At 60.0% G+C, this 25,055-nt stretch carries 21 protein-coding genes and 1 pseudogene; 8 read left to right on the top strand and 14 right to left on the bottom strand.

The window, feature by feature from the left end:
- Positions 1–296 precede the first annotated feature (296 nt).
- The 7 genes from NL154_RS25425 to NL154_RS25395 all read right to left on the bottom strand — a co-directional run bounded on the left by NL154_RS25425 (position 297) and on the right by NL154_RS25395 (position 8,851).
- Positions 297–1,286: a substrate-binding domain-containing protein gene (locus tag NL154_RS25425; RefSeq protein WP_434734369.1), complete on the bottom strand. Its 990-nt coding sequence runs from the start codon at positions 1,284–1,286 to the stop codon at positions 297–299.
- 53 nt (positions 1,287–1,339) lie between these two features.
- Positions 1,340–2,383, bottom strand: a complete 1,044-nt coding sequence (locus tag NL154_RS25420) for an ABC transporter permease (RefSeq protein ID WP_210632205.1) — start codon at positions 2,381–2,383, stop codon at positions 1,340–1,342.
- Complete coding sequence (locus NL154_RS25415; RefSeq protein ID WP_210631896.1) at positions 2,383–3,903, bottom strand: sugar ABC transporter ATP-binding protein; 1,521 nt, start codon at positions 3,901–3,903, stop codon at positions 2,383–2,385. Before NL154_RS25415 ends, NL154_RS25420 begins: the two co-directional genes overlap by 1 nt.
- Positions 3,900–4,898 carry a LacI family DNA-binding transcriptional regulator gene (locus NL154_RS25410; protein ID WP_434734247.1) on the bottom strand — a complete coding sequence of 333 codons (999 nt, stop codon included), beginning with the start codon at positions 4,896–4,898 and terminating at the stop codon, positions 3,900–3,902. Before NL154_RS25410 ends, NL154_RS25415 begins: the two co-directional genes overlap by 4 nt.
- Before the next feature lie 305 nt (positions 4,899–5,203).
- Entirely contained in the window at positions 5,204–6,229 is a 1,026-nt protein-coding gene (locus tag NL154_RS25405; protein ID WP_210631894.1) for an ABC transporter permease, read from the bottom strand.
- A 42-nt stretch (positions 6,230–6,271) separates the two neighbouring features.
- Positions 6,272–7,813: a sugar ABC transporter ATP-binding protein gene (locus tag NL154_RS25400; RefSeq protein WP_221147414.1), complete on the bottom strand. Its 1,542-nt coding sequence runs from the start codon at positions 7,811–7,813 to the stop codon at positions 6,272–6,274.
- A 75-nt stretch (positions 7,814–7,888) separates the two neighbouring features.
- A complete protein-coding gene (locus tag NL154_RS25395) occupies positions 7,889–8,851 on the bottom strand; it encodes a sugar-binding protein (RefSeq protein WP_210631892.1) in 963 nt (320 codons plus the stop codon).
- A 327-nt stretch (positions 8,852–9,178) separates the two neighbouring features.
- Here NL154_RS25395 and NL154_RS25390 point away from each other — a divergent pair, with 327 nt between their 5' ends.
- Positions 9,179–10,282 carry a LacI family DNA-binding transcriptional regulator gene (locus tag NL154_RS25390; protein ID WP_210631891.1) on the top strand — a complete coding sequence of 368 codons (1,104 nt, stop codon included), beginning with the start codon at positions 9,179–9,181 and terminating at the stop codon, positions 10,280–10,282.
- Between the two features lie 201 nt (positions 10,283–10,483).
- On the opposite strand, the gene NL154_RS25385 is transcribed toward NL154_RS25390, so the two are convergent.
- From NL154_RS25385 to NL154_RS25375, 3 genes are all read right to left on the bottom strand, one after another.
- A complete protein-coding gene (locus NL154_RS25385; RefSeq protein WP_210631890.1) occupies positions 10,484–10,888 on the bottom strand; it encodes a type II toxin-antitoxin system VapC family toxin in 405 nt (134 codons plus the stop codon).
- On the bottom strand, positions 10,885–11,118 hold the full coding sequence (locus NL154_RS25380; RefSeq protein WP_064693019.1) for an AbrB/MazE/SpoVT family DNA-binding domain-containing protein: 234 nt from the start codon (positions 11,116–11,118) through the stop codon (positions 10,885–10,887). The genes NL154_RS25385 and NL154_RS25380 overlap by 4 nt, the downstream gene beginning before the upstream one ends.
- Before the next feature lie 69 nt (positions 11,119–11,187).
- The gene (locus NL154_RS25375) at positions 11,188–11,940 is read right to left on the bottom strand and encodes an SDR family oxidoreductase (protein ID WP_434734246.1); all 753 of its coding nucleotides are present in this window, start codon (positions 11,938–11,940) and stop codon (positions 11,188–11,190) included.
- Between the two features lie 336 nt (positions 11,941–12,276).
- Between NL154_RS25375 and NL154_RS25370 the strand changes: the two genes are divergently transcribed.
- The 7 genes and pseudogenes from NL154_RS25370 (at position 12,277) to NL154_RS25340 (ending at position 19,682) form a co-directional block, all read left to right on the top strand.
- Complete coding sequence (locus tag NL154_RS25370) at positions 12,277–15,912, top strand: PAS domain-containing protein (RefSeq protein WP_221155891.1); 3,636 nt, start codon at positions 12,277–12,279, stop codon at positions 15,910–15,912.
- Positions 15,909–16,550: a response regulator transcription factor gene (locus tag NL154_RS25365; RefSeq protein WP_210631887.1), complete on the top strand. Its 642-nt coding sequence runs from the start codon at positions 15,909–15,911 to the stop codon at positions 16,548–16,550. The genes NL154_RS25370 and NL154_RS25365 overlap by 4 nt, the downstream gene beginning before the upstream one ends.
- A 2-nt stretch (positions 16,551–16,552) precedes the next feature.
- On the top strand, positions 16,553–16,930 hold the full coding sequence (locus NL154_RS25360; protein ID WP_210631886.1) for a response regulator: 378 nt from the start codon (positions 16,553–16,555) through the stop codon (positions 16,928–16,930).
- 1 nt (position 16,931) lies between these two features.
- Complete coding sequence (locus NL154_RS25355; protein ID WP_434734245.1) at positions 16,932–17,624, top strand: response regulator transcription factor; 693 nt, start codon at positions 16,932–16,934, stop codon at positions 17,622–17,624.
- Between the two features lie 183 nt (positions 17,625–17,807).
- Positions 17,808–18,161, top strand: coding sequence for an ArsR/SmtB family transcription factor (locus NL154_RS25350; RefSeq protein ID WP_210631884.1), 354 nt, complete (start codon positions 17,808–17,810; stop codon positions 18,159–18,161).
- 205 nt (positions 18,162–18,366) lie between these two features.
- A pseudogene (locus tag NL154_RS25345) lies at positions 18,367–19,027 on the top strand (nitroreductase).
- An 82-nt stretch (positions 19,028–19,109) separates the two neighbouring features.
- Complete coding sequence (locus NL154_RS25340) at positions 19,110–19,682, top strand: NADPH-dependent FMN reductase (RefSeq protein WP_434734244.1); 573 nt, start codon at positions 19,110–19,112, stop codon at positions 19,680–19,682.
- Positions 19,683–19,787: 105 nt separating this feature from the next.
- Here NL154_RS25340 and NL154_RS25335 read toward each other — a convergent pair whose 3' ends face one another.
- Genes NL154_RS25335 through NL154_RS25320 form a run of 4 tightly spaced genes read right to left on the bottom strand, consistent with a single transcriptional unit; the run spans position 19,788 to position 25,052 of the window.
- On the bottom strand, positions 19,788–20,975 hold the full coding sequence (locus NL154_RS25335) for a mandelate racemase/muconate lactonizing enzyme family protein (RefSeq protein ID WP_221147424.1): 1,188 nt from the start codon (positions 20,973–20,975) through the stop codon (positions 19,788–19,790).
- Positions 20,976–20,987: 12 nt separating this feature from the next.
- Positions 20,988–22,205, bottom strand: a complete 1,218-nt coding sequence (locus NL154_RS25330; protein WP_434734243.1) for a mandelate racemase/muconate lactonizing enzyme family protein — start codon at positions 22,203–22,205, stop codon at positions 20,988–20,990.
- Entirely contained in the window at positions 22,202–23,923 is a 1,722-nt protein-coding gene (locus NL154_RS25325) for an ABC transporter ATP-binding protein (RefSeq protein ID WP_221147410.1), read from the bottom strand. The genes NL154_RS25330 and NL154_RS25325 overlap by 4 nt, the downstream gene beginning before the upstream one ends.
- Positions 23,924–23,930: 7 nt before the next feature.
- Positions 23,931–25,052 carry an ABC transporter permease gene (locus NL154_RS25320; protein ID WP_210631880.1) on the bottom strand — a complete coding sequence of 374 codons (1,122 nt, stop codon included), beginning with the start codon at positions 25,050–25,052 and terminating at the stop codon, positions 23,931–23,933.
- Positions 25,053–25,055: the final 3 nt, after the last annotated feature.

The following is a 25,055-nucleotide window of genomic DNA, read 5'->3' as shown; positions in this document are numbered from 1 at the left end:
GATCTCTTTCCTGCGTAACTGCGCAATTTTGAACGAAAGCGCTTCAGTTGCGCAGTTACTATATGCCGCGATTCGTGACCGAATTACAAATGCTTAACCAAAACGCGCATCAGAGCCGGCAAAACAGGCTCCGAAAAACGCAGGTTTGGCGGCTTGGATGGCGGTGATTCGCACCGCCCGAGATGCCGACAGGCAAGGCCTGCATGCTCAACATGCATATGAATTTCCGCGCTCCAGCCAACCGATTCGGCTCCACCCGGCCGATCGGACGCGGCCGGCCGGGGGAGTGTCGGGTTTTATTTACCCATCATCTGCTTGGCGTTATCAGGCGTAATCGCGGTGGTGTCGACTGTGACGGTTGCCGGCACCGACGAGGCGCAATCGAGTAATATCGACTTTGCCATGTCGATCGCTTCCTTCGCGCCCGTGGGATAGGTAAAGGTCGCGGACCAATCACCCTTCGCGACCGCTTCAATCCCGCCGGCAGGGCCAGGCAAGCCGTCGGTGCCGATGATCTTCACGCTCTTGCCGGCGCCTTTTGCAGCAAGCAGCGCACCGGCCGCCATCATGTCGTTGCTGGCATAGACCATCTTGATATCGGGATGAGCCTGCAACATAGCCGCGAAAGCCGTTTGCGCTTTGTCCGGCAGCCAGTCAGCTGCCTGTTCTGCAACGATCTGAATCTTAGGATTGGCCTTCACACCATCTTTGAAGCCGTTCAGCCGTTCGACGGCCGGTGTCGAACTCGGCAGCCCCTCCAGCACGGCAGCCTCGCCGCCATCTGGAAGAAGCGTCTTGCTCGTATATTCGCCGGCTGCCAAAGCAATCTTGTAATTATCGCCACCGATGAAAGCTGTGTAGTCCTTGCCGGCTTCACCGTTCGTCTTACGATCGAGTTCGATGACCGGGATACCCGCGTCCATTGCCCGCTTGACGGCAGGGGTAAGCGGAGCCGCTTCGAAAGGCGATATCAACAGGAGGTCAACCTTTTGCGTTATGAAATTGTCGACCTGTGATGTCTGAGTGTTCACATTGCCGGCCCCGTCGGCAATCTGCAGCGTAAACTGGGGGACCGCCTTGGCGGCCGCCTCCAGCTCATCGTTGACATGCTGGCGGTATGGCTCAGCGTTGTTGGCTTGCGAGAAGCCGATGACGAATTCGCCGTCTTTGGCGCAAGCCTTCACGAGCGGATCGGCAGCTTGGGCCACGCTCACAGAACCGACGCAACAGCAGGCCAGTAGCAGGATTCGCCAGGTATTTGATGACTGAAATGTAGTCCGTATCATTGCTTTCTCCTCCACATTGATCCCGGATCCACCTTCCGGGAGGTGCCGCCACATTACCTGCCCAACCCTTCGCGGCGACGAACGAGGGATTGAAGGACTGCCGCCAAGACAATGATTGCCGCCGTGGCAAGCAATTGCATCGCTGGCGTGATGTTGTTGAGCTGCAGAATATTGGCTAAGGCACCCAGCATGATCGTGCCGGCGATCGTTCCGACCATGGAACCCGCGCCGCCAAACAGACTGGTTCCTCCAATCACCACGGCGGCGATGGCAGTCAATTCGTATCCGGTGCCATCATTGGCGCTACCGAAGTTGAATTGGCCGGCGTGGACGATGCCGGCTAGCGCGGATGCAAAGCCTGTTATGGCATAGACGGCGATCTTGATCGCCGAGACAGGAACGCCCGATATGCGGGCGGCACGCTCATTTCCGCCAACCGCATAGACGTAACGGCCGAACCGCGTTGTATTGAGAAGGATCGTGGCGATGAAGGCGAAAATCAGAAAGACGATGGTGGCTACCGGAACGACGTTGCCGAACAGACGGCCGCCCAGGATTGCGAAGATCGGCGGAGCAAGGCCTGGCCCCTCGCCATACGATATATTGATGTATTGATTTCCCGAGACCACGAGTGCCAGGCCTCGAGCAGCCTGCAGCCCCGCAAGGGTCACGATGAATGCTTCGAGCCGAAACTTGCTTGAGATTGCTCCTTGGACCAACCCGAAACAAGTTCCCATCAGGAGCACCGCCACAACCGTCGTAATTAGCCCGAAGCCACCAGAGACCATCAGCGTTGCAGTAACAACGCTCGCAAGACCAAGGGTCGCCCCGACCGATAGATCGATCCCGGCGGTGATGATCACAAACGTCATCCCGATCGCGATGATGCCGGTTTCGGATACCGCGCGGACGATGTTGGCGATGTTGTCGGGCTGGAGAAACAGGATAACGCCGTGCCGGCGGGGAGAGAATATGATGCCGCCGGCAAAGACCAGCACAAGGCCGATCAGGCTTTGGAAGCGCACTATCACAGCAAGCGGATCAATACGCTTAGCAGGCTGTATCGCTGGATTGGACGTGATCTGCTGTTCGGACATCATCCCTCCCTCCCGTTGGCAGCGGCCAGAACCTCATGCTCGCCCACGCCGCCGGAAAATTCGGCAACGCTGCAGCCGTCGCGGAGAACCACTATTCGGTCGCATAAGCCGATCAGCTCCGGCATTTCGCTTGAAGCGACAAGAATGCCCAATCCGTCCGAGGCAAATTTGCGCAGGCGAGTGTAAATCTCCCCCTTCGCTCCGACGTCAACACCACGGGTCGGCTCGTCGAGAAGCAACAAGCTGGGATTGCCCAATACCTCCTTCGCAAGGACGACCTTCTGTTGATTGCCGCCAGAAAGAGCACCCACCGCGATCCGGGGGTTCTTCGGACGAATGTCGAAATTCCCGAACGAGTTCTTAATCGCATCGTCCTGTCGACGCGCAGACAACAAGCCATTCGGCGATATCCGCCGAATGATCGACATCACCAGATTGAGGCCAACAGACATACGCAACATAAGTCCGGCACCGCGCCGATCATCGGTTACGAATGCGAGACCAACTCTGCGCGCAGCGGCGATGGATCTGAGCCTTGCCGGTTTGCCGTCAATTGTAACCTCGCCCTGCCATCTTCCCGGCACGCCCGTCCCGTACAGAGCGCTCAGAAGCTCCGTCCGGCCCGCGCCCATCACACCAGCCAAACCGACAATTTCACCGCGGTGAACATCCAGATCAATTTTAGATGGGGCCCGCCACCCGGGTGACGGCCGATGCGGACGGAAGGACGCCTGCCGCATCCGCAGAAGCACATCTCCGACATGACCGGATCGAGGCGGGTAAAGCTCGCTCAATGGACGGCCGACGAGAAGCTGTACCAACTTGGCCTGCGGCGCGTTCGGTTCGGTAACGCCAGCTACTCTACCGTCGCGCATCACCGTCACTCGATCGGCAATCTGCGGGACTTCCTCAAGCCGATGCGAAATATAGACGATACCTACGCCTGATGATGCGAGTCCGCGCATGATTTCGAACAAGCGATCGACTTCCCCAGCGGTCAAGGCAGCTGTTGGCTCGTCCATAATCAGAGCACGCGACGCATAAGACAGCGCCTTGACAATGGCGACAACCTGGCGCTGGCCGATTGAAAGTTCGCTTACGAGCTGAGCCGGATCAATTGAACGGTCAATCGCTTCCAGTCTGTTGCGGGCTTCGCGCAACATCGCCTTTCCGTCCAGCATGCCGTGTCGATGGACCAACTCGCGACCAAGAAAGAGATTGGCCGCGACGCTCAAACTCGAAACGAGATCCAATTCCTGGAAGATCGTCGCGATTCCTGCGGCTTGTGCATCGCGGGGGGTGTAAAATCGCGCGGGGTTTCCGTTGATGAAGATCTCTCCCCGATCCGGCGTATGCACCCCCGACATCAGGTTCATCAATGTTGATTTGCCCGCGCCGTTCTCCCCAAGCAGGGCATGGATCTCTCCAACTTTGAGATCGAAATCCACGCCACGTAGCGCTTGAACACCGCCGAAATGCTTGGTGACCCCTTTCGCCGAAAGAACAACCTGATTATTCATGCTGCTTCTCCACACGATTGACGGATACGCAGGACTGGCGACAGGCGCACGGTCTGCCGAGGTAGATGTTTATCGCCGATCCGTTGGATCAGGAGATCTGCTGCTTTGTAACCAATCTCGTCACAAGGCTGGGCCATGAGCGTCAGGCGCGGTTCGAAATAATCCGCCCATTCGAAATCATCGATTCCGAGCACGGATATGTCCACGGGAACGCGTAGACCGCGTTCCCGAATGGCTCTCATGGTGCCGATCATCGCAAGATTATTTGAGGCCAGGATTGCTGTGGGTGGCTCCTTCAGCTCCAGCAACCGGTGCGTCGAAGCCGTGGCGTCTGCGGTGCTGCTATTGCCATTGCTGATGAACGCAGGCGGCACCTCTATCCCCTTCTCCGCCATGGCAGCCCGGAAAGCCTTCGTGCGCTCCACGGTCGTCGCAAATCCGGGCTGACCCAGGATGATTCCGATCCGTTCGTGATGGAGTGCACCGAGATGATCGACCAGCATGCGAATAGCCGCCGTGTTATCGGTCCCGACCTGATCGAAACGATCATCGGAGAGCCTGTCGACGAGCACGCAGGGAAGATTGCAGTCGATAAGGTAGTCCAACGATCTTTTTGGATCGCCCGAAGGGGCAAGAATAATCCCATCGACGCGGCGCCGATGCAAATGCCGGACGAGCTCCAGTTCTCGATCTGGATCGTCCTGAGTGTCACACAAAAATGCGATCAAGCCTCTCTTGGAACACTCGGCTTCGATCGCGCAAATGATGTCGCTGAAATAAGGGTTCGAAATCGCGGAAATCGCCAAGCCGACTGTACCTGTCGAGGAGAGTTTGAGCGAGCGCGCAACGGCGTTTGGAATGTAGCCAATCGCGTCCACAGCCTCCATGACGAGCTTCGCCTTTTCGGGCGACACGTAGCGGGTCTTGTTAAGAACGTGCGAAACCGTGGAGACAGAAACGCCGGCCGCCCTTGCGACCGCGGAAATAGTGGTCATGCGTGCCCTCCGGCTTTCGCCAGCAGCACTACAAGGAAGCTGCTCAAATTATCCTCCCAAGCGGAACTCCAACTCGAACAGGCTTTCCCGGGATCCGCGAATATGATCACGCTAACGTCATCGAAACGTTTGCGCAATCGATTTCGTATGGATATCTCTCAAGCCGCACCCCTCCTTGGAAGGAAGGTACACGTGAAAAGATGTTCCGCGTTCACGGTCGACCAATGTTGGTCATGGCTTCAATGGTCATGACATGAACTCCAGAAACGAGCAGGCGATCAACTCTTCGCCGAGTGTGGCCGCATCTATTCCCGGTTAGCAACCACCGGCAAGGTTCCTTCGTTTGGACGACGGGATTCAGTCTGCCGTGCGGCGGAGACGAGGCGTCGCTTTGCGCGGATCGAATGCCATTGTTGGTCGATCAGGACGCCGATGAGGATCACGCCACCCATGACGGCGAAGTTCAGCGACGAAGGAATGCCGAGCAGGTTTACAAGGTTTTGCAACTCTTGCAGTAGGACTGTGCCCAGCACGACCCCGACGATCGATCCCTCACCGCCACGGAGTGAAAAGCCGCCGAGCACGGCGGCGGCGATCGCGTAGAGCTCGTAGAACTGGCCATGGCTCGCCGGCGAGATCGAGCGCGTGTACATGGCGAAATAGATCGCCGAAAGCGCCGTAAGCAGTCCGCAGATGACATAGGCTGTCATAACCAAGCGGTCAGTCCGGATACCTGAATAGCGAGCAGCCTCTTCGTTTTTTCCAACCGCGTAAAGATAACGTCCGAAGACAGAGCGATGAAGCACCAGCCACATGGCCACGGAAATGACGACCATAGCAATGAAGGTGCTCGGAATGCCATAGAACCGCCCGGCGGTCAGAAACTCAAGCTCCGGGAAATTCTGGCCGAAAGCAAATCCCGCCGTTCCGTCGGCCGTATAGAAGCGCGCTGCCCCGCGATAGATCAGGAGGCCGCAAAGGGTGACGACGAAGGGCTGCAAGTTGAGCCGGGTGATGAGCCAACCGTGGACGGCGCCTATGACGGCGCCGAGCAGGAGAATGAGCGGCAGTGCCAGCGTCCAGGGCATATCTTGTACCGCTATGAAATCGACGAACAGTACGCCAAGAAGCGCTACGAGCGAGCCCACCGAAAGCTCGATACCGCCCGTAATGATGACAAAGGCCTGACCCATCGACAGGATGCCGAACAGACCAATCAGGTTGGCGGTGTTCGCGAGGTTGATCGGCAGCAAGAAGCGCGGGTTGATGATGGCGACGACGACGCCGACAACGACGATCAAAAGCAGCAGTCCAAGATCTTTCTTGATCATTCGAGACCCATCTCCGATACCCGTTCATAATGGCTGCGGCCGCTATTTTACGCTTTTGCCGACAGCAAGCAAAAGGACGCTTTCCTGGCTGAATTCGTCCTCTTCGAGAATGCCGGCGATCTGGCCCTCGTGCATGACGGCGATGCGGTCAGAAACGCCGATCACCTCTTCCATGTCGCTGGAGATCATCAGGATCGCGACACCGGCATCAGCAAGCGCTCGCATCAGGCCGTAGATTTCGTTCTTCGCGCCGATATCGATGCCGCGTGTCGGCTCATCGAAGATCATTACCCTCGGGCTCATCGACAACCATTTGGCTAGAACCACCTTTTGCTGGTTGCCGCCGGACAGAGTGCCGGTTCGCGTCGAAACGGAGGGCGCCTTGATCCCGAGACGAACACGCTGCTTTTCAGCGGCCTCGATCTCCCGTTCAGCGGAGACCATGAAGCGGCTAGAAATCCTGGGAAGATCGGCAAGGGTGATGTTCTGGGCGATCGGAAGATCAAGAAGAATGCCATTGCGCTTGCGATCCTCCGGCACCAGAAAGATGCCCCGGGCGACAGCGTCCCGAGCAGAACCGATCGCAATTTGGCGTCCGTCCTGCAGAATGGCTCCGCCGTAACTCCGGTCGATGCCGAAGAGTACCCTTGCAAGCTCGGTGCGGCCAGACCCGACGAGGCCTGCAAGCCCCAGGATTTCTCCGTACCTTATTTCCAGGTCAACGGGGCGGCTGGGATAGGCCTCGGTGCGCACGCCGTTTACCTTCAATGCGACCGGCCCTGGCGAACGCTGCGGCTTTGCCGTCCGGGCCGCGAGCAACCGGCCGATCATCAGCTTGACCATCTGATCATGGCCAATGTCCTTCTTGGCGAGCGTACCGACGAGCGTGCCATCGCGTAATACGACCACCCGATCTGCTACGCGCTCAACCTCGTGGAGACGGTGCGAGATGAAGATCACACTGATTCCATCCGCTTTCAGCGATGTGATGATGTTCAGCAGCCGCTCGGTTTCGGCCAGCGGCAGGCTGGAAGTGGGTTCGTCGAAGATAACAAGCCGAGCCTTGATCGACAGCGCCTTGGCGATTTCCACCATCTGCTGCTCGGCAAGAGAAAGCAACGCAACGGGTGTGTCGGCGGAAAAATGTGCTCCCACGCGCTTCAAGAGCGGGGTCACCATCTCTCGAAGCCGAGCACGATCGACAAACTTGAAAGGTCCCGCTTTCAACGGCTCACGGCCCAGGAAGATATTGGCGGCGACGTCGAGATTGTCAAAAAGGTTGAGTTCTTGATGCACAAAAGCGATGCCGGATGCGATGCTCGTCTCCACAGTAAGGTGGCGAAGCTCTGCGCCATCGAGCAGGATCGTGCCCCGATCCGGAGCGATCACGCCGCCAAGAATATTCATCAGCGTCGATTTGCCGGCCCCATTCTCGCCGACCAAGCCGATGACCTCTCCCGGCACGATGTCGAGCGACAACCCGTCAAGCGCTACGACGCCTGGAAAAGTCTTGCCAACGCCGGAAAGCGAAAGGAACGGCGTTGCAGGCGCGTTCGGTGACGGGATGTCTGAGCTATGATTCATTGCCTGTCCATGACTGCGGGTGCTGCGGCATGAAACGTCTTTCGCGGCGGGGAGTACCCCCGCCGCGAAAGAGAATTACTTTCCAGCCATGGCCTTCAAGTTGGCGGCATATTTATCGACGTCATCCTTGCCGATGATCACTGTCGGAATGATGATCAAGCCGTTGCTGGGAACACCGGACTTGTCGCCCTTGAGGTAGGCAGCCATCAGCTTCATCCCCTGATAAGCCCATTCGAATGGCTGCTGCACGACGGTTGCCGCGACAGTGCCTTCCTTGACGCCGCCGAGCGTGATCGGATCGTCGTCAAAGCCGACGACAGTGATCTGACCAAGCTTTCCGGCGTCGCGCAGCGCCTCATAGATGCGTGGCGTGTTATATGAGTAGAAGCCGACCATGCAGGTCACGTCCGGGCTGGCAACCAGTGCATCCTCGACATTCTTTTTTGCGCGTGTCTGGTCGATATCGTCACCGCGCACATCTGTCAGCTCGATCTTCGTCCCCTTAAGCCCATCCTTCATGCCCTGAATGCGTTCCTTGGCATTATCGGCTCCGAGGAGCCCGACAAAACCGATGCATTTGCCGCCATCCGGCATTGCCTTCTTCGCGATTTCAGCCGCCTGCAGACCGGCGTCGATATTGGACGAGCCAATATAAGCGACGCGGTTGGTCTGCGGCGCGTCGCTGTCGGTCGTGAAGAGGGCTGTTTGTGAGCCGATCTTGTTCAAGCCCTCGGTCTGCGTCTTGGGATCGACTGCGGAAACCATGATCCCCTTGACGCCAGCACTGACGAGGTCTTCCATCAGGCGCTGCTGGATGGCTACCGATGCCTGCTCAGGGTACTTCAGTTCCAGTTGGTAATCCGGCAATTCGGCCTGGGCCTTCTTCACGCCCGCTTCCGCGGCTTTCCAGAAGTCAGACGCGCCGTTGACGACGAAAGCAAGAGTTGGTTTGTCGGCGGCATCGGATACTGCAATCGGCGCCGCGCTCAGTACCAGCCCGGCAAGGAACAAGGCTGCATTCCGTTTCAGCTGTTTCATAATATACCTCCCGAGGGGCCGCAGTCGCATGGGCCCGTTTGCGATTTACGGCCGGCCGAATGCGCGCCCCCTCCTAAGGGCCGCCGCAAAAGCGACGAGTGGCATAGGTTCCGATCGCCCTCTGACGGTATACAAGAATCTTAATTAGTAAATAGTATTATCAATGCACATCAAAACATTTCATCGCGGGATAACTAGAATCAAGTTTTGAAGTGATGATCGCCAAGCAATGCAGGTGATCGCGCGATTGCCAGCACTTTCGGATAAATGCTAATATTAATTACCTAAAACGCAACTCCTTTCAAGATCCGGAGATCATTCCCCCGCATGCGAAAGCCTAAGACCCAAAAGAATCCTGAAATGGATAAGCCCGCCCGCGTGACCATGATGGACATCGCCGCGGCGGCCGGCTGCTCGCAGGCTGCTGTTTCCTTCGTGCTCAACGACACGCCCGGTACCCGCATCTCACAGCAGACTCGCGACCGCGTATTGGAGGCGGCGCGCGCCCTCGGCTACATGGGGACAAGCTATACCATGAAGGCCACTTATTCGGGCCTGGACAACGTGATCGGTTTCGCAGTGGATCAGCTCGCTACCAGCCCGGAAGCGATCGTCGCAATCGAGGGCGCCCGCCAAGCGTCGTGGAACACGGGCAACGTGCTGTTGGTCACCCAAACGCTGGGTGATCCTGTCATGGAGCCAAAAGCGATCAGGGCGCTGACGAACGGGGGCATATCCGCGCTCATATACATGACAATCTATACCAGAGAGGTCCAACTCCCTTCTTATGTCTACGAACTCAAGATCCCGACGGTATTGTTGAACTGCTACACGGCGGATCATGCCTTTCCAGCCGTGGTGCCAAGTGAAATCGCCGGAGGCCAGAGCTCCACCCGGCATCTAATCGCGCACGGTCACCATCGCATAGGGACGATCACTGGTGAAATCTGGATGCAGGCTGCACAAGACCGGCTGACGGGATACCGCCGTGCACTGGCGACCGCCGATATACCCTTCGATCCAGAATTAGTCGTTGAAGGCGACTGGTCGGCCGGTGCCGGCTACGCCGCTACGATGCAATTGCTTGCTTTGCAGGACCCCCCCACCGCCATTTTCTGCCAGAACGATCGCACTGCAGTGGGATGCTACGAAGCGCTCAAAGATGCCGGGCTTCGCATTCCCCAGGATATGTCGGTGGTCGGCTACGACGATGAGGAAATTTCAAGACATCTGGTGCCGGCACTGACCACTTCGGTCCTTCCGCACCTCGCCATGGGTCAGTGGGCGATTGAACATCTCAACCTTCAGACCATGCCCGGCAAGCGCTATCCAATTACGAAGCTCGAATGCTCACTGGTCAATCGTCATTCCGTCGCTGCGCCGAGGGCCAAGGCGCGGCATATCTTCGATGGGGCGCATGGGCCGCGATAGACTGGAGGTCGAGCCGGCGGGGCACTGCACCGCTGGAGCATGATCCCCGTTTCGGTCGGCATCATTCTCTGGTTGTTCAATAGAACAGGATTCACCCTTTGATGCGAAGGCCAACCGGTCAATAGTGTTGAGGCCGCGCAAAAGCTTGAGCCCCGGCTGCAGGGAGATTTATTGGAATCTGCCATAACGCGGGTCTTCGCCTCAGGAACCGGGCGCTATCAATTTCAACGAGGGGAAATAGCGGCGATAGCGGCCGACATCTCGCGTCAGGAGCGGCAGCTCCTGCACGGCGGCATGAGCGCCGATGAAGAAATCGGGAAGTACGCCGGTGCGCGTACCGCCTGCTTTGCGATATTGCGTGAAAACCTTGCCGGCAAGAAACAGGGCGGGTTTCGGCATCGGTATCATCTCGAGGGCGGCCTGTTCCACAAAGGCCTCCAGGTCCTCGATCCTCTCGTATCGAACCGCAAGTTCGGCAAAGACTACATCATTAATGAGCAGGGGACCCTCGATACTCGCGGCTTCGAGTTGCGCAATAGACCAGTCGGACCATTCCGGGTCGTCGGTTACGAGGTCCAGGAGCACATTGGTATCAACCAGGGTCACGTTTCGCCGCGCGTTAAAGCCATGATAGCGTCGGTATCCAGGCCCTTGCCGGCATGGCCGCGCAGCTTCTCGAAGCGGCTCGCCGGCCGTTTCTTGTCGGCGCGCGTCAGAACCACACTGCCGTCGGCAGCACGATGAAAATCGACCTGGCTGCCAGGAACGATGCCAAGCATGTCCCGTACAGGCTTCGGAATGGTCACCTGCCCTTTCGCAGTAACGGTGGTGGTCATAGCGAACGCCTTCTGTAATACTCTCCAAGAAGAAGGTATTACTTCGTTCGGCAAAATTCAAGATGGCCGCTAAGCCGCCATCGACCTATAGAGCCACTCGGAGAGCGTCTGGCTCCCCACGCGCGCGCCGACATGAGGCAGCAACACATCACCGCTCAGTTCAACGCCGAAATACGAGGTGGAAGGATCGGTTATCACCTGTCGCGGGTCCTCGTTCGCGGACAGATAGATGCGGGCGATGTCGTCGATGCCGAACTGTTCGGGGCCGCCGATCTCGACGATATTGCCCAAGGGATCTCCGGCTGACAATTCCGCCAGGAATGCCGCGACTTCCCGAGCCCAGACCGGCCTGATGGGGGCCGGAGGCAAACGAACGACGTTGCCTTCGGCACCGATGTCGATCACGCCGTTGATGAATTCGTAGAACTGCGTCGAGCGGAGGATCGCGTAGGGGCGAGCCGAGGCCCTGATGAGATTTTCTTGAACCGCTTTCGCGCGAAAATAATCGCTTTCGACGAGGCGCGGCGTGCCGACGACGGAAAGCGCGAGATAGTGCCGGACGCGGGCTTCCGCCGCCGCCGCGAGCAGGTTCTTCGTCGATGCCTTGAAGAAATCGAGCGCCGAACTGTCGCCAAAGGACGCGGCATTGGTCACATCGATGACGACGTCCGCTCCCGTCATCGCCGCATCGATGCCCTTGCCGATCACCGTATCGACTCCGAGCGACAGAGATGCGGCCGTGACGTCGTGGCCCAAACGCCGCAGCTCCGCCGCCAGTTGCGTTCCGATCAGACCGCTTGCTCCCGCTATCATGATTTTCATCTCGGCATCCTCTGTTGCATCGTCCATATGCCCGCGCGGACGGAGAATGACCGGGACGCCGAACGCCTTCCATCATGCTTGAGGGTCGGATGTCCGAGACGCAGGATTAGCGGAGCCAGCCCAAAGTCTAGGATGCCGGATCGGAAAGATGGAAGGTCAGCCGGCGGTGGAGAAATCCGCCTACATTCCCGCGCAATGCATGGGTTTCCATGAGTTGCGGTTGTGGTGCGCCAGGATTACGGTTCCAATATGAGCGCGCCGGCCCCGAAATGGAAAACAACTGCTGCAGGACATGCTGACAATTCCCTGGCTTCGCCTGTCCAGCCGGAACGATGGATGGAAAGCGTCTGGTCGCACCGCCCGCCATTCCTGCGTCTGGCGCTTTTCTTCCTCGCCTATGTGCTCGCGTGCGGCTTCGCCCAGTCGCTCGCGGTGGTGCCGGAAACCGGTATTTCCATCTGGCCTCCGGCCGGGCTGTTCATCGCGACCCTGATCCTCGCCTCCCGACCCAGCTGGCCATGGTGGATACTGGCCGGCTGCCTGGGAGAGATGTTCAGTAATGTCCTATGGTTCCATAGTCCGCAAGCTGCGGCCTTCCTGATCTATGTCGGCAACGCTCTCGAAGCGATGGTCGCGGCATGGCTCGTCAACCGGACTTTGAAGCTCCCGGTTCGGCTCGAAACCCTGCAGGAAGTGATTGCATTTGTTATCATCAGCGCCGGAATTGCGCCAACCGTCAGCGCGACCATCGGAAGCGCCACGCTTGCCTGGTTCAGCATCCAGTCGCAATCCTTCCTGACGGCCTGGCCCTTATGGTGGATCGGAGACGCGACCGGTGTCCTGATCGTGGCACCGCTTGCACTGGTTCTGTTCCACAGCTGGCCCGGCAAGACCCAACTCTCGGCAGGGCAATGGGTGGAAGCTGCCGTCCTGGCGCTGATCTTTCTCGGCGTCGCCGCTCTTTCGCTGAGTGGCTATCTCCCCTTCGCCTATATCATCATGCCGCCTCTTCTCTGGGCCGCGGTCCGCTTCGAAATCAAGGGGGCGGCAGTGTCGCTCGCTCTCCTAGCCCTGATCACCGCCGTCTCCACGATGACGGGCGCCAGCCAGTTTGCCGGCGATCCGGCGTCCCAGAAATACAACCAGGTCATGCTGCAGCTTTTCCTGGCGATCTCAGCATTCTCAGCGCTGATCGTCGCCGCCATATCGCGTCAGCATCAGCTGGCGGTGTTTTCGTTGCGTCAGAGCGTGGAAACGCTCAGCGAAAGGGAACGGGAATTATCGCAGCTCGTAGACATGGTGCCGAGCCATGTCTGGCGCCTGAGACCGGACGGCGAGCCGACCTTCTTCAACAAACGCATGATCGACTTCCTCGGCATCGACGTTGCGGATTCAGACCGGCCTGATGTGAGCCGGCTGGAGGCAGTCCTTCAAGCCATCGTTCATCCCAATGATATCGCGGCGTTCAGAGAGTCGCTCAGCCATTGCCTCGTCACCGGCGAAGTCTTCGCCATGCGCTATCGGCTGCGCCGCGCCGACGGCGTCTATCGGTGGATGTCGAGCCGCGCCGTGCCCATGCGCGATCAGGCTGAAAAAATCGTCCAATGGTACGGTCTTTGCCACGATATCGATGATCAGGTCCAGGCCGAAGAGGCCCTGCGCCGGAGCGAGCAGCAGCTGCAGCAGATGATCGATGCCGTTCCCGTCCGCATCTGGAGTGTGGAGCCGGCGGGCGGGTCGATCTACTTCAACAAACGCTACCAGGATCACTTCCGAGCGGTCATCGCCGATTTCGATGCCCTGGCCGAACCGCGCATCGACGAGCTGCTGGACCAGCTGGTGCATCCCCACGAGGCGCCCGCTGTGCGGCGCATGCTACGCAATTGCTTCGAAAGCGACGGCGGCACCGCGATGCGGTTCCGCTGGCTTGAAAAAGACGGCGTCTATCGCTGGGCCGAATGCAGGGTGGAGCCGCGGCGCGACGACGAGGGGAAGGTCGTGCAATGGTACGGCGTGTCCCTCGACATCGATGACGAGGTGCGGGCGCTGGAAGCCTTGCGCGATCGCGAGCGCGAACTCTCGCAGCTCGTGGACATGGTCCCGGTCCAGATCAGGCGCCTGACGCCGGAAGGCGAGCCGGTCTTCTTCAACAAGCGCCTGATCGACTTTTTCGGTGTCGACGTCGGAGATATGGATCGGCCGGGCATGAGCCGCCTTTCCTCAAACGTTCACACTCTCGTCCATCCAGATGATGCGCCCAGGCTGCTTGAGACAGTCCACCATTCCCTCGCCAGCGGCGATCCCTTCTCGATCAAATACCGCATGCGTCGTTTCGACGGTGCCTATCGTTGGGTCGACTGCCGCGCCGAGCCGCTGCGAGGTCAGAACGGTGAGATCGTGCAATGGTACGTGATATCGGTCGACATCGACGACGAGATGCGCGCGCAGGAGGCGCTGCGCAATCGGGAGCGGGAGCTCTCCCAACTGGTGGACATGGTCCCGAGTCTGCTCTGGCGGCTCAATCCGCAAGGCAGTCCAACCTTTTTCAACAAGCGCCTGATCGATTTTCTCGGTCTCGACGTCGCCGAGATGGAGAAACCGGGCATCAGCCGGCTCGCGGCCCTCATCGAAGTCGCCGTCCATCCCGAAGATGCTGAGAAACTCTCCGAGGCGCTCAACCATTCCCTGGTCACCGGCGAACGCTTCTCGCAACAATTTCGCCTCCGGCGCGCTGACGGCGTCTATCGCTGGGTGAAGGGCAGCGCCGAGCCGCTGCGTGACGAAAACGGGCAGATCGTCCAGTGGTACGGTCTGTCGCATGATATCGACGACCAGCTGCGCGTCGAGAAGGCGCTGCGCGAGAGGGAACGGTCGCTCTGGCAGATCGTCGAAACGCTGCCTGTGATGATCGACTGCGCGGCTCCCGACGGAGAGCCGGTCTATCGCAATCCGCAGCTTCGGGATTTTCTCGGATACAGGCTCGAAGACCTTGACGGAACCGGCAAGTCACGGCTGGCCGGCACACTCGATGCCGGCGTTCATCCCGACGACCTGGCCGATGTCAAGGAGAAATATGCCCATTCGCTCGCCACCGGCGAACCCTATGCGCGCCGGCATCGGCTGCGGCGGTTCGATGGCGATTATCGCTGGGTGGAGACGCGGGCCGCGCCGATGCGCGACGGCGAGGGCGCGATCGTGCAGTGGAATGTCATATGCCTCGATATCGACGGTGAGGTTCAGGCGCAGGAAGAGCTGCGCCGGACGCAAGAGGGGCTTGCCCGGGCGGGCCAGGCAGCGAGCCTCGCCGAGCTTTCCGCCTCGATCGCGCACGAGGTGAACCAGCCCCTGGCGGCCGTGGTGGCGAATTCCCACGCCTGTCAGCGCTGGCTGATGGCCGACCCGCCGAATATGGAGCGGGCGCAGAGAACGGTCGAGCGCATCATCCGCGACGCCAATTCGGCGGCTGAGGTCGTCGGCCGCATTCGCGCCTTGTTCAAACAATCCGCCGACAGGAGAGTTCAGACGACTCTTTCCAGCGTCATCGAGGAGGTGCGCAGCCTGATGGCCGACGAAGCCTGGCGGCGGCGCGTCCGCATCGACGTCGATGTTGACGACAGCTTGCCGTCCATCGCGCTCGACCGCATTCAGATCCAGCAGGTTCTGATCAATCTCATCCGCAACGGGATCGAGGCCCTGGACGCCACGACAAGCGACAGGCTGGTCGAGATACGCTCGCACCAGGTCGGCAATGCCGTCCAGACCGAGATCCGCGATCTGGGGCGGGGCATCGAGTTTCCCGAAAAGATGTTCGAGCCTTTTTTCAGCACGAAGGAAAACGGCATGGGGATGGGGCTGGCGATCTGCCGCTCGATCGTCGAGCTGCATGGCGGACGATTGTGGGCGGAGAAGAACCAACCGCACGGAGCGACGTTGATCTTCACATTACCCATCGAAACGAAGGCAGCGTCATGACGACCGATGACCATATCGTCTTCATCGTGGATGACGATGAACGCATCCGGGAGGCTCTCGGCGAGCTGCTGGACTCGCATGGCATACGCGCCATCGCCTTCGAGTCTGCCTGCGACTATGTGCAAGCGAACAAGCCGGATGTTCCCGCCTGCCTCATCCTCGATATCGAACTGCCCGATATCAACGGCCTCGACCTGCAGAGGCAGATCGCCGACGGCGATCATCCGCCGATCGTCTTCATCACCGGACATGGGGACATCCCCTCCTCCGTGCGCGCCATCAAGCGCGGCGCGGTGGATTTTCTCACCAAGCCGTTCAGCGATGAGGACCTCATGGCGGCAATCCAGGCAGCGATCGCCGAGGATCGGGAAAAGAGAGCCGGCCGCGCAGAACTCGGAATGCTGAGGCAACACTATCTCGAACTGACGCCGCGCGAACGCGAGGTGTTGCCGCTCGTCGTCAGCGGCCTCCTCAACAAGCAGGCAGCGGCAGAGCTGGGGATCAGCGAAGTCACTCTGCAGATTCACAGAAGAAACGTGATGCAGAAGATGGCGGCTGCATCGCTCGCCGATCTCGTGCGCATCGCGGAGAAACTGGAAATACCGATAACCCACTCGCGCCGGGTGGGAGGGAATTGAACATGAACAAGACAAGACATGTCGTGGCAATTGTCGATGACGATCCAAGACTCCTCGAATCGATGAGTGACCTTCTGGAATCGGCGGGCTATGTCGCCCGCGGCTTCTCGTCGGCAGGCTCGCTGCTCGTCAATGGGCTGTCGGACCTGGATCTGCTCATCACCGACATCGGAATGCCCGGCATAGACGGCTTCGAGCTTCGTGATCTCGTCAGGAAATCACGTCCGGAGCTGCCGGTTTTCCTGATCACGGGCCGCCACGAGATCGCGGATCAGGGCCGCGCTCAAGGCGCCGGCGGATTCTTCCGCAAGCCATTCGATGCCCAGGCCCTGATCGCGGCCATCGCCCATGCCTTACACAAATCGAGAGATGGAGGGTGACATGAGGGTTGACCAGCCGTTCGTTCGTAGATCGGCGCCTTTTTCAGCGCAGCGTGAATGTGAAGAGGATCAGCCGCTCGTCATGATCGTGGACGACGACGCATCCATTCGCGAGGCGCTGTCGGAGCTGATCCTGTCGGCCGGTTTTCAGCCGATTAGCTTTGCTTCTACCCGCGAACTGCTCGATGCGGATGTTTTGGACAGACCCGGCTGCCTGATCCTCGATGTGCGCATGCCGGGGGCAAGCGGTCTCCACCTGCAGAGCCATCTGGCTGAGAACGGCATTGCCAAGCCGATCATCTTCCTGACCGGCCATGGCGATATCCCGATGACCGTCCAGGCGATGAAAGCCGGCGCCGTGGATTTCCTCACCAAGCCGGCGCGGGATCAGACGCTGCTTGATGCCGTGACCGCCGCTATTTCAATGGACGGCGAACGACGGGCGGAAGCGGCGATCGCCAATCGCAATATCGAACGGCTGGAGACGCTGACGCAGCGCGAGCGCGAGGTTCTGCACGAAGTGGCACGCGGACGCCTCAACAAGCAGATCGCCTTCGATCTCGGCATCAGCGAGGTGACGGTCAAGCTGCATCGCAGCAATGTCATGCACAAGATGGAGGCCGCCTCAATCGGCGAACTGATCCGGGCCTGGGAAACATTGCCGGCGCTGATGCGTCAGGCTGGGGCGCGTTAGCTTTTAATCAAGGAGCCAAGAACGCCGGCTGTCCATTTGATGCACGCCGTATCCGATTCACGCCAAAAAAGACGATGCGGCGCCGGCAATGGGTTCCGACCCCGCACGCTTGCGTTATCTCTAAATTAAAGTTCGGGGATATGACATCGTGCCCGGCTTTGGTTCCCCAAAGGAGATCTCGCCTTGAACAATCAATCGTCAGTCGCGCCTTCCCCTAAAACCAATGCCTTCGACACCGAAGCAAACTTCCTGTCGGCTATCGGGAATTCCAAACGGCTTCACATTCTGCATCTGTTGAGCGAAGGAGAAATGTCCGTAACCGTCCTGGCTGACGAAGTGGGATTGAGCCAATCTTCGACGTCTCAGCATCTGGCAATTCTTCGAGACCAGGAACTCGTGCAGACGCGAAGGGCTGCGCAGACGATCTACTATTCACTTCAATCTGAAGGGGTCAGGGCAATGCTCGATACGCTCGCGGACATCTTCGGATCGCATCGCCGTACGGCGGCAGAACGTGCTCGAGCCGTCGGCGCCTAACTCCAATGGCGGAACGCTGACCTTGCCGCTCATGATTGGTCTTCAATTCTGCTGACATGCGCCTCGACCCGTCGATCGCTGATGTACGTTTGATGTTCGTTTGATGTACGCCTCCTAGACCACGGTGTGATTACGCCTCCATTGCGAATGGAGATAATGAACCACATCAGAAACGGAACGAACGGCCCGGCGCACGGAGGCGATCATGGACGTATATGAGGCAGTCACAAGCCGACGGTCGGTGCGCGGATTCAGGGACCAGCCTGTGGCGATGGAGATACTTGAGCGCGTGCTGGCCGCCGCTGCCTGGTCGCCGTCAGGATCGAACATCCAGCCGTGGAATACCTACGTGATGACCGGTGCGCCGCTGGCCGAACTCAAGACGTCAGCCGTCGAGCGCGTTGCCCATGGCGACGCCTGGGACAAGCGGCAGTATGAGATGTATCCGTCGGTGCTGAAGCCCCCCTACGACGAGCGCCGCTCCGCCTTCGGCAAGGAGCGCTACAGCGCGCTCGGCATTGCGCGAGGACTGGGAGGCGCGCCAGCGGGCAGCAATCGCCAACTGGAATTGCTTCGGCGCGCCCGTCGCCCTGTCCTGCTAAATCGACCGTGACCTGGGTCTGCCCCAATGAGGCCGACGTCGGCATGTATCTGCAGACGGTCATGTTGCTGCTCCGCGCCGAAGGACTGCACAGTTGCCCGCAGATGGCGTGGTCGCAGGTGCGCGAGACGGTCGCCGAGGTCCTGTCGCCGCCCGATGGGCTGATCCTCTTCTGCGGCATGTCGATCGGCTACGAAGACCCTGCGGTTACGCCCGTACGGGCCGCGCCCCGCTGGCCGAAACGGTCACGTTCATCGACGAATAGTTGCTTGCACTCAAAGGACAGAGACCCCGTCGAGAATTCCGCGTATGATGGTCCCTTATCATGCGGGATACTGGAGAACGCCATGACCACGCATAAAGTAGGCTATCTTATCGGCAGCCTCGCCAAGGGCTCGATCAACCGCAAGCTCGCCGAGGCGTTGGTGCGCGTCGCCCCGCCGGAACTTGAAATGTCAGAGATCTCCTTCAAGGACCTGCCACTCTATAGCTACGATTACGACGCCGACTACCCTCCGGCCGGCAGAGCATTCAAGGCGGCAATCGCGGCCGTCGACGCAGTACTGTTCGTGACGCCCGAATATAATCGATCCATCCCCGGTGGGCTGAAAAACGCAATCGACTGGGCGAGCCGCCCTTACGGGACCAACTCGTTCACACGCAAGCCGTCGGCGGTGATCGGCACGTCGCCGGGCGCTATAGGCACAGCCGTCGCCCAGCAGAATTTGCGCAGCGTGCTCAGTTTCTGCAACTCTCCGCAGATGAATGCTCCAGAAGCCTACATCCAATTCACGCCGGGGCTGATTACTGATGACGGCGAGGTCACGAACGCCAGCACCGCCGATTTCCTTCGAACGTTCATGCAGGACTTCCACGTCTTCATCGCGAGGGTTCGCTCAGTGTTGCCGAAAGACGCCTAGAGGCGCTTGGAATGGGATGGCGATGTTCCTGCAATGCCTGCAAACGTCGCCGCGCAGGAGCGGCCGCGTCATCCGGCGGCCAGCTCCGATTAGTGTGTGAAGCCCTCAGGCGAAGGCATAAGAGCCGTCCGGCCGCTTCGGCACGCGCCGTTGCCAATGGATATAGCCTTCCTCCTGCATTGCCTTCTCGTCCATTTCGACGCCCCAGCCCGGCCGGTCGGGGCGCAGTTCGAGATGGCCATCCTTCGGCAGATAGGGGTCGACGACATAGCGGGTTTCCCCCTGCCGCTTCTCGATGTCGAGGCCGCCATAGACATAGGCCTGGCCTTTTGGCAGCCGGTATTCGAGGATGCGGAAATTCTGGGCCGCGGCCGAAAAATGCACATTCACCGCCGTTGCCAGCGGCCCCATCGGGTTGTGTGGAGCAATGCCGACGAAATAGGCTTCGGCAAGCGTGGCGATGCGGCGCATTTCGCTGATGCCGCCAACGACGCAAATGTCGGGCTGGATCAGGTCGGCGCCCTTGACCTGCAGCAGCCGCAGGAATTCGTTCCTGTTATAGAGCGACTCGCCGGTGGCCAGGACGCAGTTGAGCCCCTGTTTCAGGTCGCCCCAGGCCTCGATGTTCTCTGGACGCAGCGGCTCTTCGTAGAACAGCGGATCATAGGGCGCCAGCGCATTGCCGAGTTGCCTTGCGGCGATCGGTTCGAAAATCTTGGCATGAGCATCGAAGGCAATCTCGTATTCGTCATTGACCGTCTCGCGAAGCGAGCGGAAATAGTCGGCCGAGGCTTTTACGACATTGCCCCAGCGATGGGCATGCATGTCGATACGCCAGGGGCTGAGTTTGAAGGCGGTGAAGCCCCATTCCTCCTTGAGGCGATCGAACTCGTCGCGGGCGGCGGGCGCGTCGGGGGCGGTATAGACCCCGGCATAGACCTTGATGCGGTCGCGGACCTCGCCCCCCAGCAGCTTGTAGACCGGGACATTCGCGGCCTTGGCCGCCAAATCCCACAGGCAATGGTCGAGCGCGGAAATCGCGGCAAGGCCGAGTGCACCCGGCGGGAAGCGGCTTTGCTGGATCAGCAGGTTGACGAGATAATCGACGCGTGTCGGGTCCTGGCCGGAGAGAAAGCCGTAGAGATAATCGAGCAGCGGCGGCAGCGCCTTATCGGGGCCGTGATTGTAGCATTCGCCCCAGCCCGTCAGGCCGTCGTCGGTATCGAGCGCGACGATCACGCGGGGTCGGTCCTTGTCGCGGGTCATGAACACCCGCATGCGGTCGATCTTCATCACTCTGTCCTTCTAGCGATTGAAATAACTGCGGCGCGCCACGCGCGTCTGCACGTAGAGATGCTCGTCGTAGGTTCCGGGATTGTAGGAACCGGCGGCCTCCGGCACGGGAACGGAGACGTTGCCGCCGCTCGGAAAGCGGGCGACGAATTCCTCGTCGATATCGCAGCCAAGCCCGGGGGCGTCGGGAACGGTGATCATCCCGTCCACCTGCTCTGGATGCGGCACGATCGTCTGGCGGCGGCCGTCCCAGTCATCGTCGAGCCGCTCGAGGATGAGCGCGTTCGGAATGGCGGCCAACAGATGCAAGGCTGCATATTCCGCCACCGGTCCGAGCGAGCCTGAATGCGGTGCCATCTGGATATGATGGGCTTCGGCCATGGCCGCGATCTTCTTCATCTGGGTGATGCCGCCGGCTCGGCCGGTATCGGGCTGAATTACGTCGACCAGCTCTCTTTCGATGAGCTCGCGCTCGCCAAAGATGGTCGCCGAACATTCGCCGGCGGCAAGCGGCACATGAGCGGCGTCGCGAATGCGCTGGTAGCCTTCGAGATTGTCGGGCGCGATCGGATCTTCCACCCACATCAGCTCATAGGGTTCGAGCGCCCGCACCAGGCGGCAGGCGTCCGCAGGGGTCAGCCATGGCGGCCCGTGCAGGTCGATGGCGACGTCCATATCGTCGCCGACCGCCTCGCGCAGTGCTGCGACCTTGCGAACCGGATCGGCCACGCCACCGCACTTGATCGCCTTTATGCCGCGCTGTTTGACCGCAAGCGCGCGTTCGGGCGTATTGGCATGCGAATAGATCGGGATCTTGTCGCGCACCTTGCCGCCGAGCAACATCCAGACCGGCACGCCGAGCGCCTTGCCCTTGATGTCCCAGAGCGCCATGTCGATGCCGGTCATCGCGCCGCCTCCGACGGTGCCGAGCATGCCGTGACCCATCATTGCGATATGCAACTTCTGCCACAGACGTTCGATATGGGCGGGATCTTCGCCGATCAGGAGAGGCGCCAGATCATGGATCGCCGTCTCGATCACCCGCGGCCAGCCGGAGCATTCGCCGATGCCGGTGATGCCTTGATCGGTGTCGATCTTCAAAAACAGCCAATTTCTCGTGCCCCGCAGCTGCGTGGATGCACCGTCTCCCGACCGCTCATCCGAGGCCCATTTCGAAGGGTCTGGCTGACCGGCGTGCATGAGAAATGTTCTTATGCCGGTGATCCTCATCGCTGAGCGCTCCCGTTCTTGAGAGTGTCGGGAGCGATATAGCGGAAGCGCCGCGAACGGTCGCGGTCACGTGGATCGGGGCGCGGAATGGCCGATATCAGCGCTTGCGTGTAAGCATGCTCGGGCGTGCGGCAGACCTTCTCCGCCTCACCGATTTCGACGAGCTGACCCTTATACATGACGCCGACGCGGTCGCACATATAGCGGATCACGCCGATATCATGGCTGATGAAGATATAGGCGAGGCCGAGTTCGTCCTGCAGGCGCATCAGGAGATCGAGCACCTGCGAGCGCACGGAGACGTCGAGCGCCGAGGTCGCCTCATCGGCAACGATGACCCGCGGATTGAGGGTGATGGCGCGGGCGATGCCGATGCGCTGGCGCTGGCCGCCGGAGAAGGCATGCGGGTAGCGTTCGCGCGCCCTCGGATCGAGGCCGACCTGCTCCATCAGGTGGCAGACGCGCTCGTCGAGCGCCCTCCCCTTGGCGATGCCGTTGACGAGCAAGGGTTCGCCGATGATCTGGGAGACGGTCATGCGTGGATTGAGGGAGCCGAAGGGATCCTGGAACACCATGCGCAATTCGCGGCGCGCGGCAGCAAGCGTCTGCCCTTTTGCCGTTGCCAGGTCGATGATGCCGCCATCGGCGCGGCGATAGAGGATTTCGCCGGCAGTTGGATCGAGCAGCCGCATGATCGAGCGGCCCATCGTCGTCTTGCCGGATCCGCTTTCGCCGACGATGCCGAGTGTCTCACCGGGCAACAGCGAAATGGAGACGTCGTCGAGTGCTTTTACCTCGCCGAAATCCATCGAAAGATTACGCAATTCCAGGATTGGCGCCGCCGTCCGATCGAGCGGCGCCCGCGCCAGGCGAATCTCGGCCTTCTGCTCCAGCTTCAGCACCGAGCCAATCAACATGCGGGTATAATCGTCTTTCGGGGCGTGAAAGATCTGCTCGACCGGCGCATATTCCTTGGCGACGCCGTTATGCATGACCAAAACATCATCGGCGATCTGCGCCACGACGCCCATATCATGCGTGATGAAGAGAACGGCCATGCCGTTGGCCTTCTGCAGCCGGGCGATCAGGTCGAGAATTTCGGCCTGCGTCGTCACATCAAGCGCCGTGGTCGGCTCGTCGGCGATCAGCAACTGCGGCCTGCAGGCGAGGGCCATGGCGATCATCGCGCGCTGACGCATGCCGCCGGAATATTGAAAGGCATATCGATCCAACGCCTTTTCAGGCGCGGGAATTTCCACCTGTTTGAGCAGCGATATGGCTTCGGCGCGCGCTTCCCCCTTGCTCATCCTGGTGTGGAGGCGAAGCGCCTCGATGATCTGGTTGCCGACGGTGTGGATGGGCGACAGCGACGACATCGGCTCCTGGAAGATCATCGCGATATCGCGGCCGCGGATCGCCCGGATCTGGCGCCCGCGCGGATTGAGGCTGGTCAGATCTATGGAGCCGCCCTTCGGGTGGTTCAATGTGATCGAACCGCCGGCGATCCGGCCGGGCGCGTCGACAATCTGCAGGATCGAGCGCGCCGTCACCGACTTTCCGGATCCGCTTTCACCCACCACGCAGAGCGTCTTGCCCGGCTCGATTGTAAAGGACAGGTCGCTGACGGCGCGAAAGACGCCGGTGCGCAGGGGGAACTCGACGGTGAGGTTTTTCACCTCGAGCAGCGGCCTGCCGGCAATGGGAACGATGTCGGTCATGCCGGCCTCATTTGTTGTAGGGATCGGCCGCGTCGCGCAGACCGTCGCCGAGGAGATTGAGCGCCATGACGGCGACCACGACCGCGCAGCCCGGCAGGAAGAGCCAGGGCGCCGTGGCGATCGAGCGAATGTTCTGGGCCTCGCGCAGCAGCACGCCCCAGGAAATGGTCGGCGGCTGCAGCCCGAGCCCGAGGAAGGACAGAGAGGTTTCAGCCAGGATCATCGCCGGCACTGCGAGGGTGATCGAAGCAATGATATGGCTCGCAAAGCTCGGCAGCATGTGGCGAAAGATGATGCGGCCTTCACGAACGCCATCCAGTCTGGCGGCCGCGACGAATTCCTCGGTTCGCAGGGATAGGAAGCGGCCGCGAACGACGCGGGCAAGCTGGGCCCAGCCGGTCAGCGACAGGATGATCGTGATCATCATATATTGCAGCGTCGCCGGCCAATCCTGCGGCAGGGCGGCAGCCATGGCGAGCCAGATCGGTATCGTCGGCAGCGACAGCACGAAGTCGATTACACGCTGCATGAAGAAATCGATGCGGCCGCCGTAATATCCCGAGATGCCGCCGATCACGATACCGAGCATCAATGACAGGAAGACGCCGACGAGGCCGATCGACAGCGAGACCTGCGAACCCTGAACCGTCCGGCTGAAAACATCGCGCCCCAGCCGGTCGGCGCCGAAGAGAAGCAACGGCGTCGTCTTGTCGGGCGAGGCGATCAGATGGATGTTGGTCTTGAACAGGCCAAACACGGAATATTCATAGCCGCGCCCGAAGAACTGGACGTCGACGCGCTTCGTCGTGTCTTCCTTGAAGATGGCGGCGAGCGTTTCCGGATCGCGGCTCAGCTTCATCGGATAATAGTGCGGACCGAAGGAAAATCCGTTCTCGGTATCGATCAGATGCAATTTCTGCGGCGGGTGGAAGGTCGCCCGCGCATTTTGCAGGTTCGGATCGTTGATGGTGAAGAAGCCCGGAACCAGGGCAACGATGTACATCATCACGGTGACGACGAGCGCCACCATGGCCAGTTTGTGGCGGCGAAAAGCCCACCAGATCAGCTGCCACTGCGATGCGACGGCGGCGCGATCCGGCTGAATGTTTGTAACGGCGATGTCGGCCATATC

The organism is Rhizobium sp. YTUHZ044, from assembly GCF_051123975.1.
Classification (GTDB): domain Bacteria; phylum Pseudomonadota; class Alphaproteobacteria; order Rhizobiales; family Rhizobiaceae; genus Rhizobium.
The sequence above is the reverse complement of the archived record's forward strand: the minus strand, read 5'-3'. Positions and strand labels throughout refer to the sequence as shown.

Bases quoted from the DNA above. Each gene is read 5' to 3' on its own strand.
- NL154_RS25355 (WP_434734245.1), top strand. From the start codon at position 16,932: ATGAGGGTTGACCAGCCGTTCGTTCGTAGATCGGCGCCTTTTTCAGCG.
- NL154_RS25330 (WP_434734243.1), bottom strand. From the start codon at position 22,205: ATGAGGATCACCGGCATAAGAACATTTCTCATGCACGCCGGTCAGCCA.
- NL154_RS25420 (WP_210632205.1), bottom strand. From the start codon at position 2,383: ATGTCCGAACAGCAGATCACGTCCAATCCAGCGATACAGCCTGCTAAG.
- NL154_RS25410 (WP_434734247.1), bottom strand. From the start codon at position 4,898: ATGACCACTATTTCCGCGGTCGCAAGGGCGGCCGGCGTTTCTGTCTCC.
- NL154_RS25395 (WP_210631892.1), bottom strand. From the start codon at position 8,851: ATGAAACAGCTGAAACGGAATGCAGCCTTGTTCCTTGCCGGGCTGGTA.
- NL154_RS25360 (WP_210631886.1), top strand. From the start codon at position 16,553: ATGAACAAGACAAGACATGTCGTGGCAATTGTCGATGACGATCCAAGA.
- NL154_RS25325 (WP_221147410.1), bottom strand. From the start codon at position 23,923: ATGACCGACATCGTTCCCATTGCCGGCAGGCCGCTGCTCGAGGTGAAA.
- NL154_RS25415 (WP_210631896.1), bottom strand. From the start codon at position 3,903: ATGAATAATCAGGTTGTTCTTTCGGCGAAAGGGGTCACCAAGCATTTC.
- NL154_RS25400 (WP_221147414.1), bottom strand. From the start codon at position 7,813: ATGAATCATAGCTCAGACATCCCGTCACCGAACGCGCCTGCAACGCCG.
- NL154_RS25335 (WP_221147424.1), bottom strand. From the start codon at position 20,975: ATGAAGATCGACCGCATGCGGGTGTTCATGACCCGCGACAAGGACCGA.
- NL154_RS25370 (WP_221155891.1), top strand. From the start codon at position 12,277: ATGGAAAGCGTCTGGTCGCACCGCCCGCCATTCCTGCGTCTGGCGCTT.
- NL154_RS25425 (WP_434734369.1), bottom strand. From the start codon at position 1,286: ATGATACGGACTACATTTCAGTCATCAAATACCTGGCGAATCCTGCTA.
- NL154_RS25320 (WP_210631880.1), bottom strand. From the start codon at position 25,052: ATGGCCGACATCGCCGTTACAAACATTCAGCCGGATCGCGCCGCCGTC.
- NL154_RS25405 (WP_210631894.1), bottom strand. From the start codon at position 6,229: ATGATCAAGAAAGATCTTGGACTGCTGCTTTTGATCGTCGTTGTCGGC.
- NL154_RS25375 (WP_434734246.1), bottom strand. From the start codon at position 11,940: ATGAAAATCATGATAGCGGGAGCAAGCGGTCTGATCGGAACGCAACTG.
- NL154_RS25365 (WP_210631887.1), top strand. From the start codon at position 15,909: ATGACGACCGATGACCATATCGTCTTCATCGTGGATGACGATGAACGC.
- NL154_RS25390 (WP_210631891.1), top strand. From the start codon at position 9,179: ATGCGAAAGCCTAAGACCCAAAAGAATCCTGAAATGGATAAGCCCGCC.
- NL154_RS25340 (WP_434734244.1), top strand. From the start codon at position 19,110: ATGACCACGCATAAAGTAGGCTATCTTATCGGCAGCCTCGCCAAGGGC.
- NL154_RS25380 (WP_064693019.1), bottom strand. From the start codon at position 11,118: ATGACCACCACCGTTACTGCGAAAGGGCAGGTGACCATTCCGAAGCCT.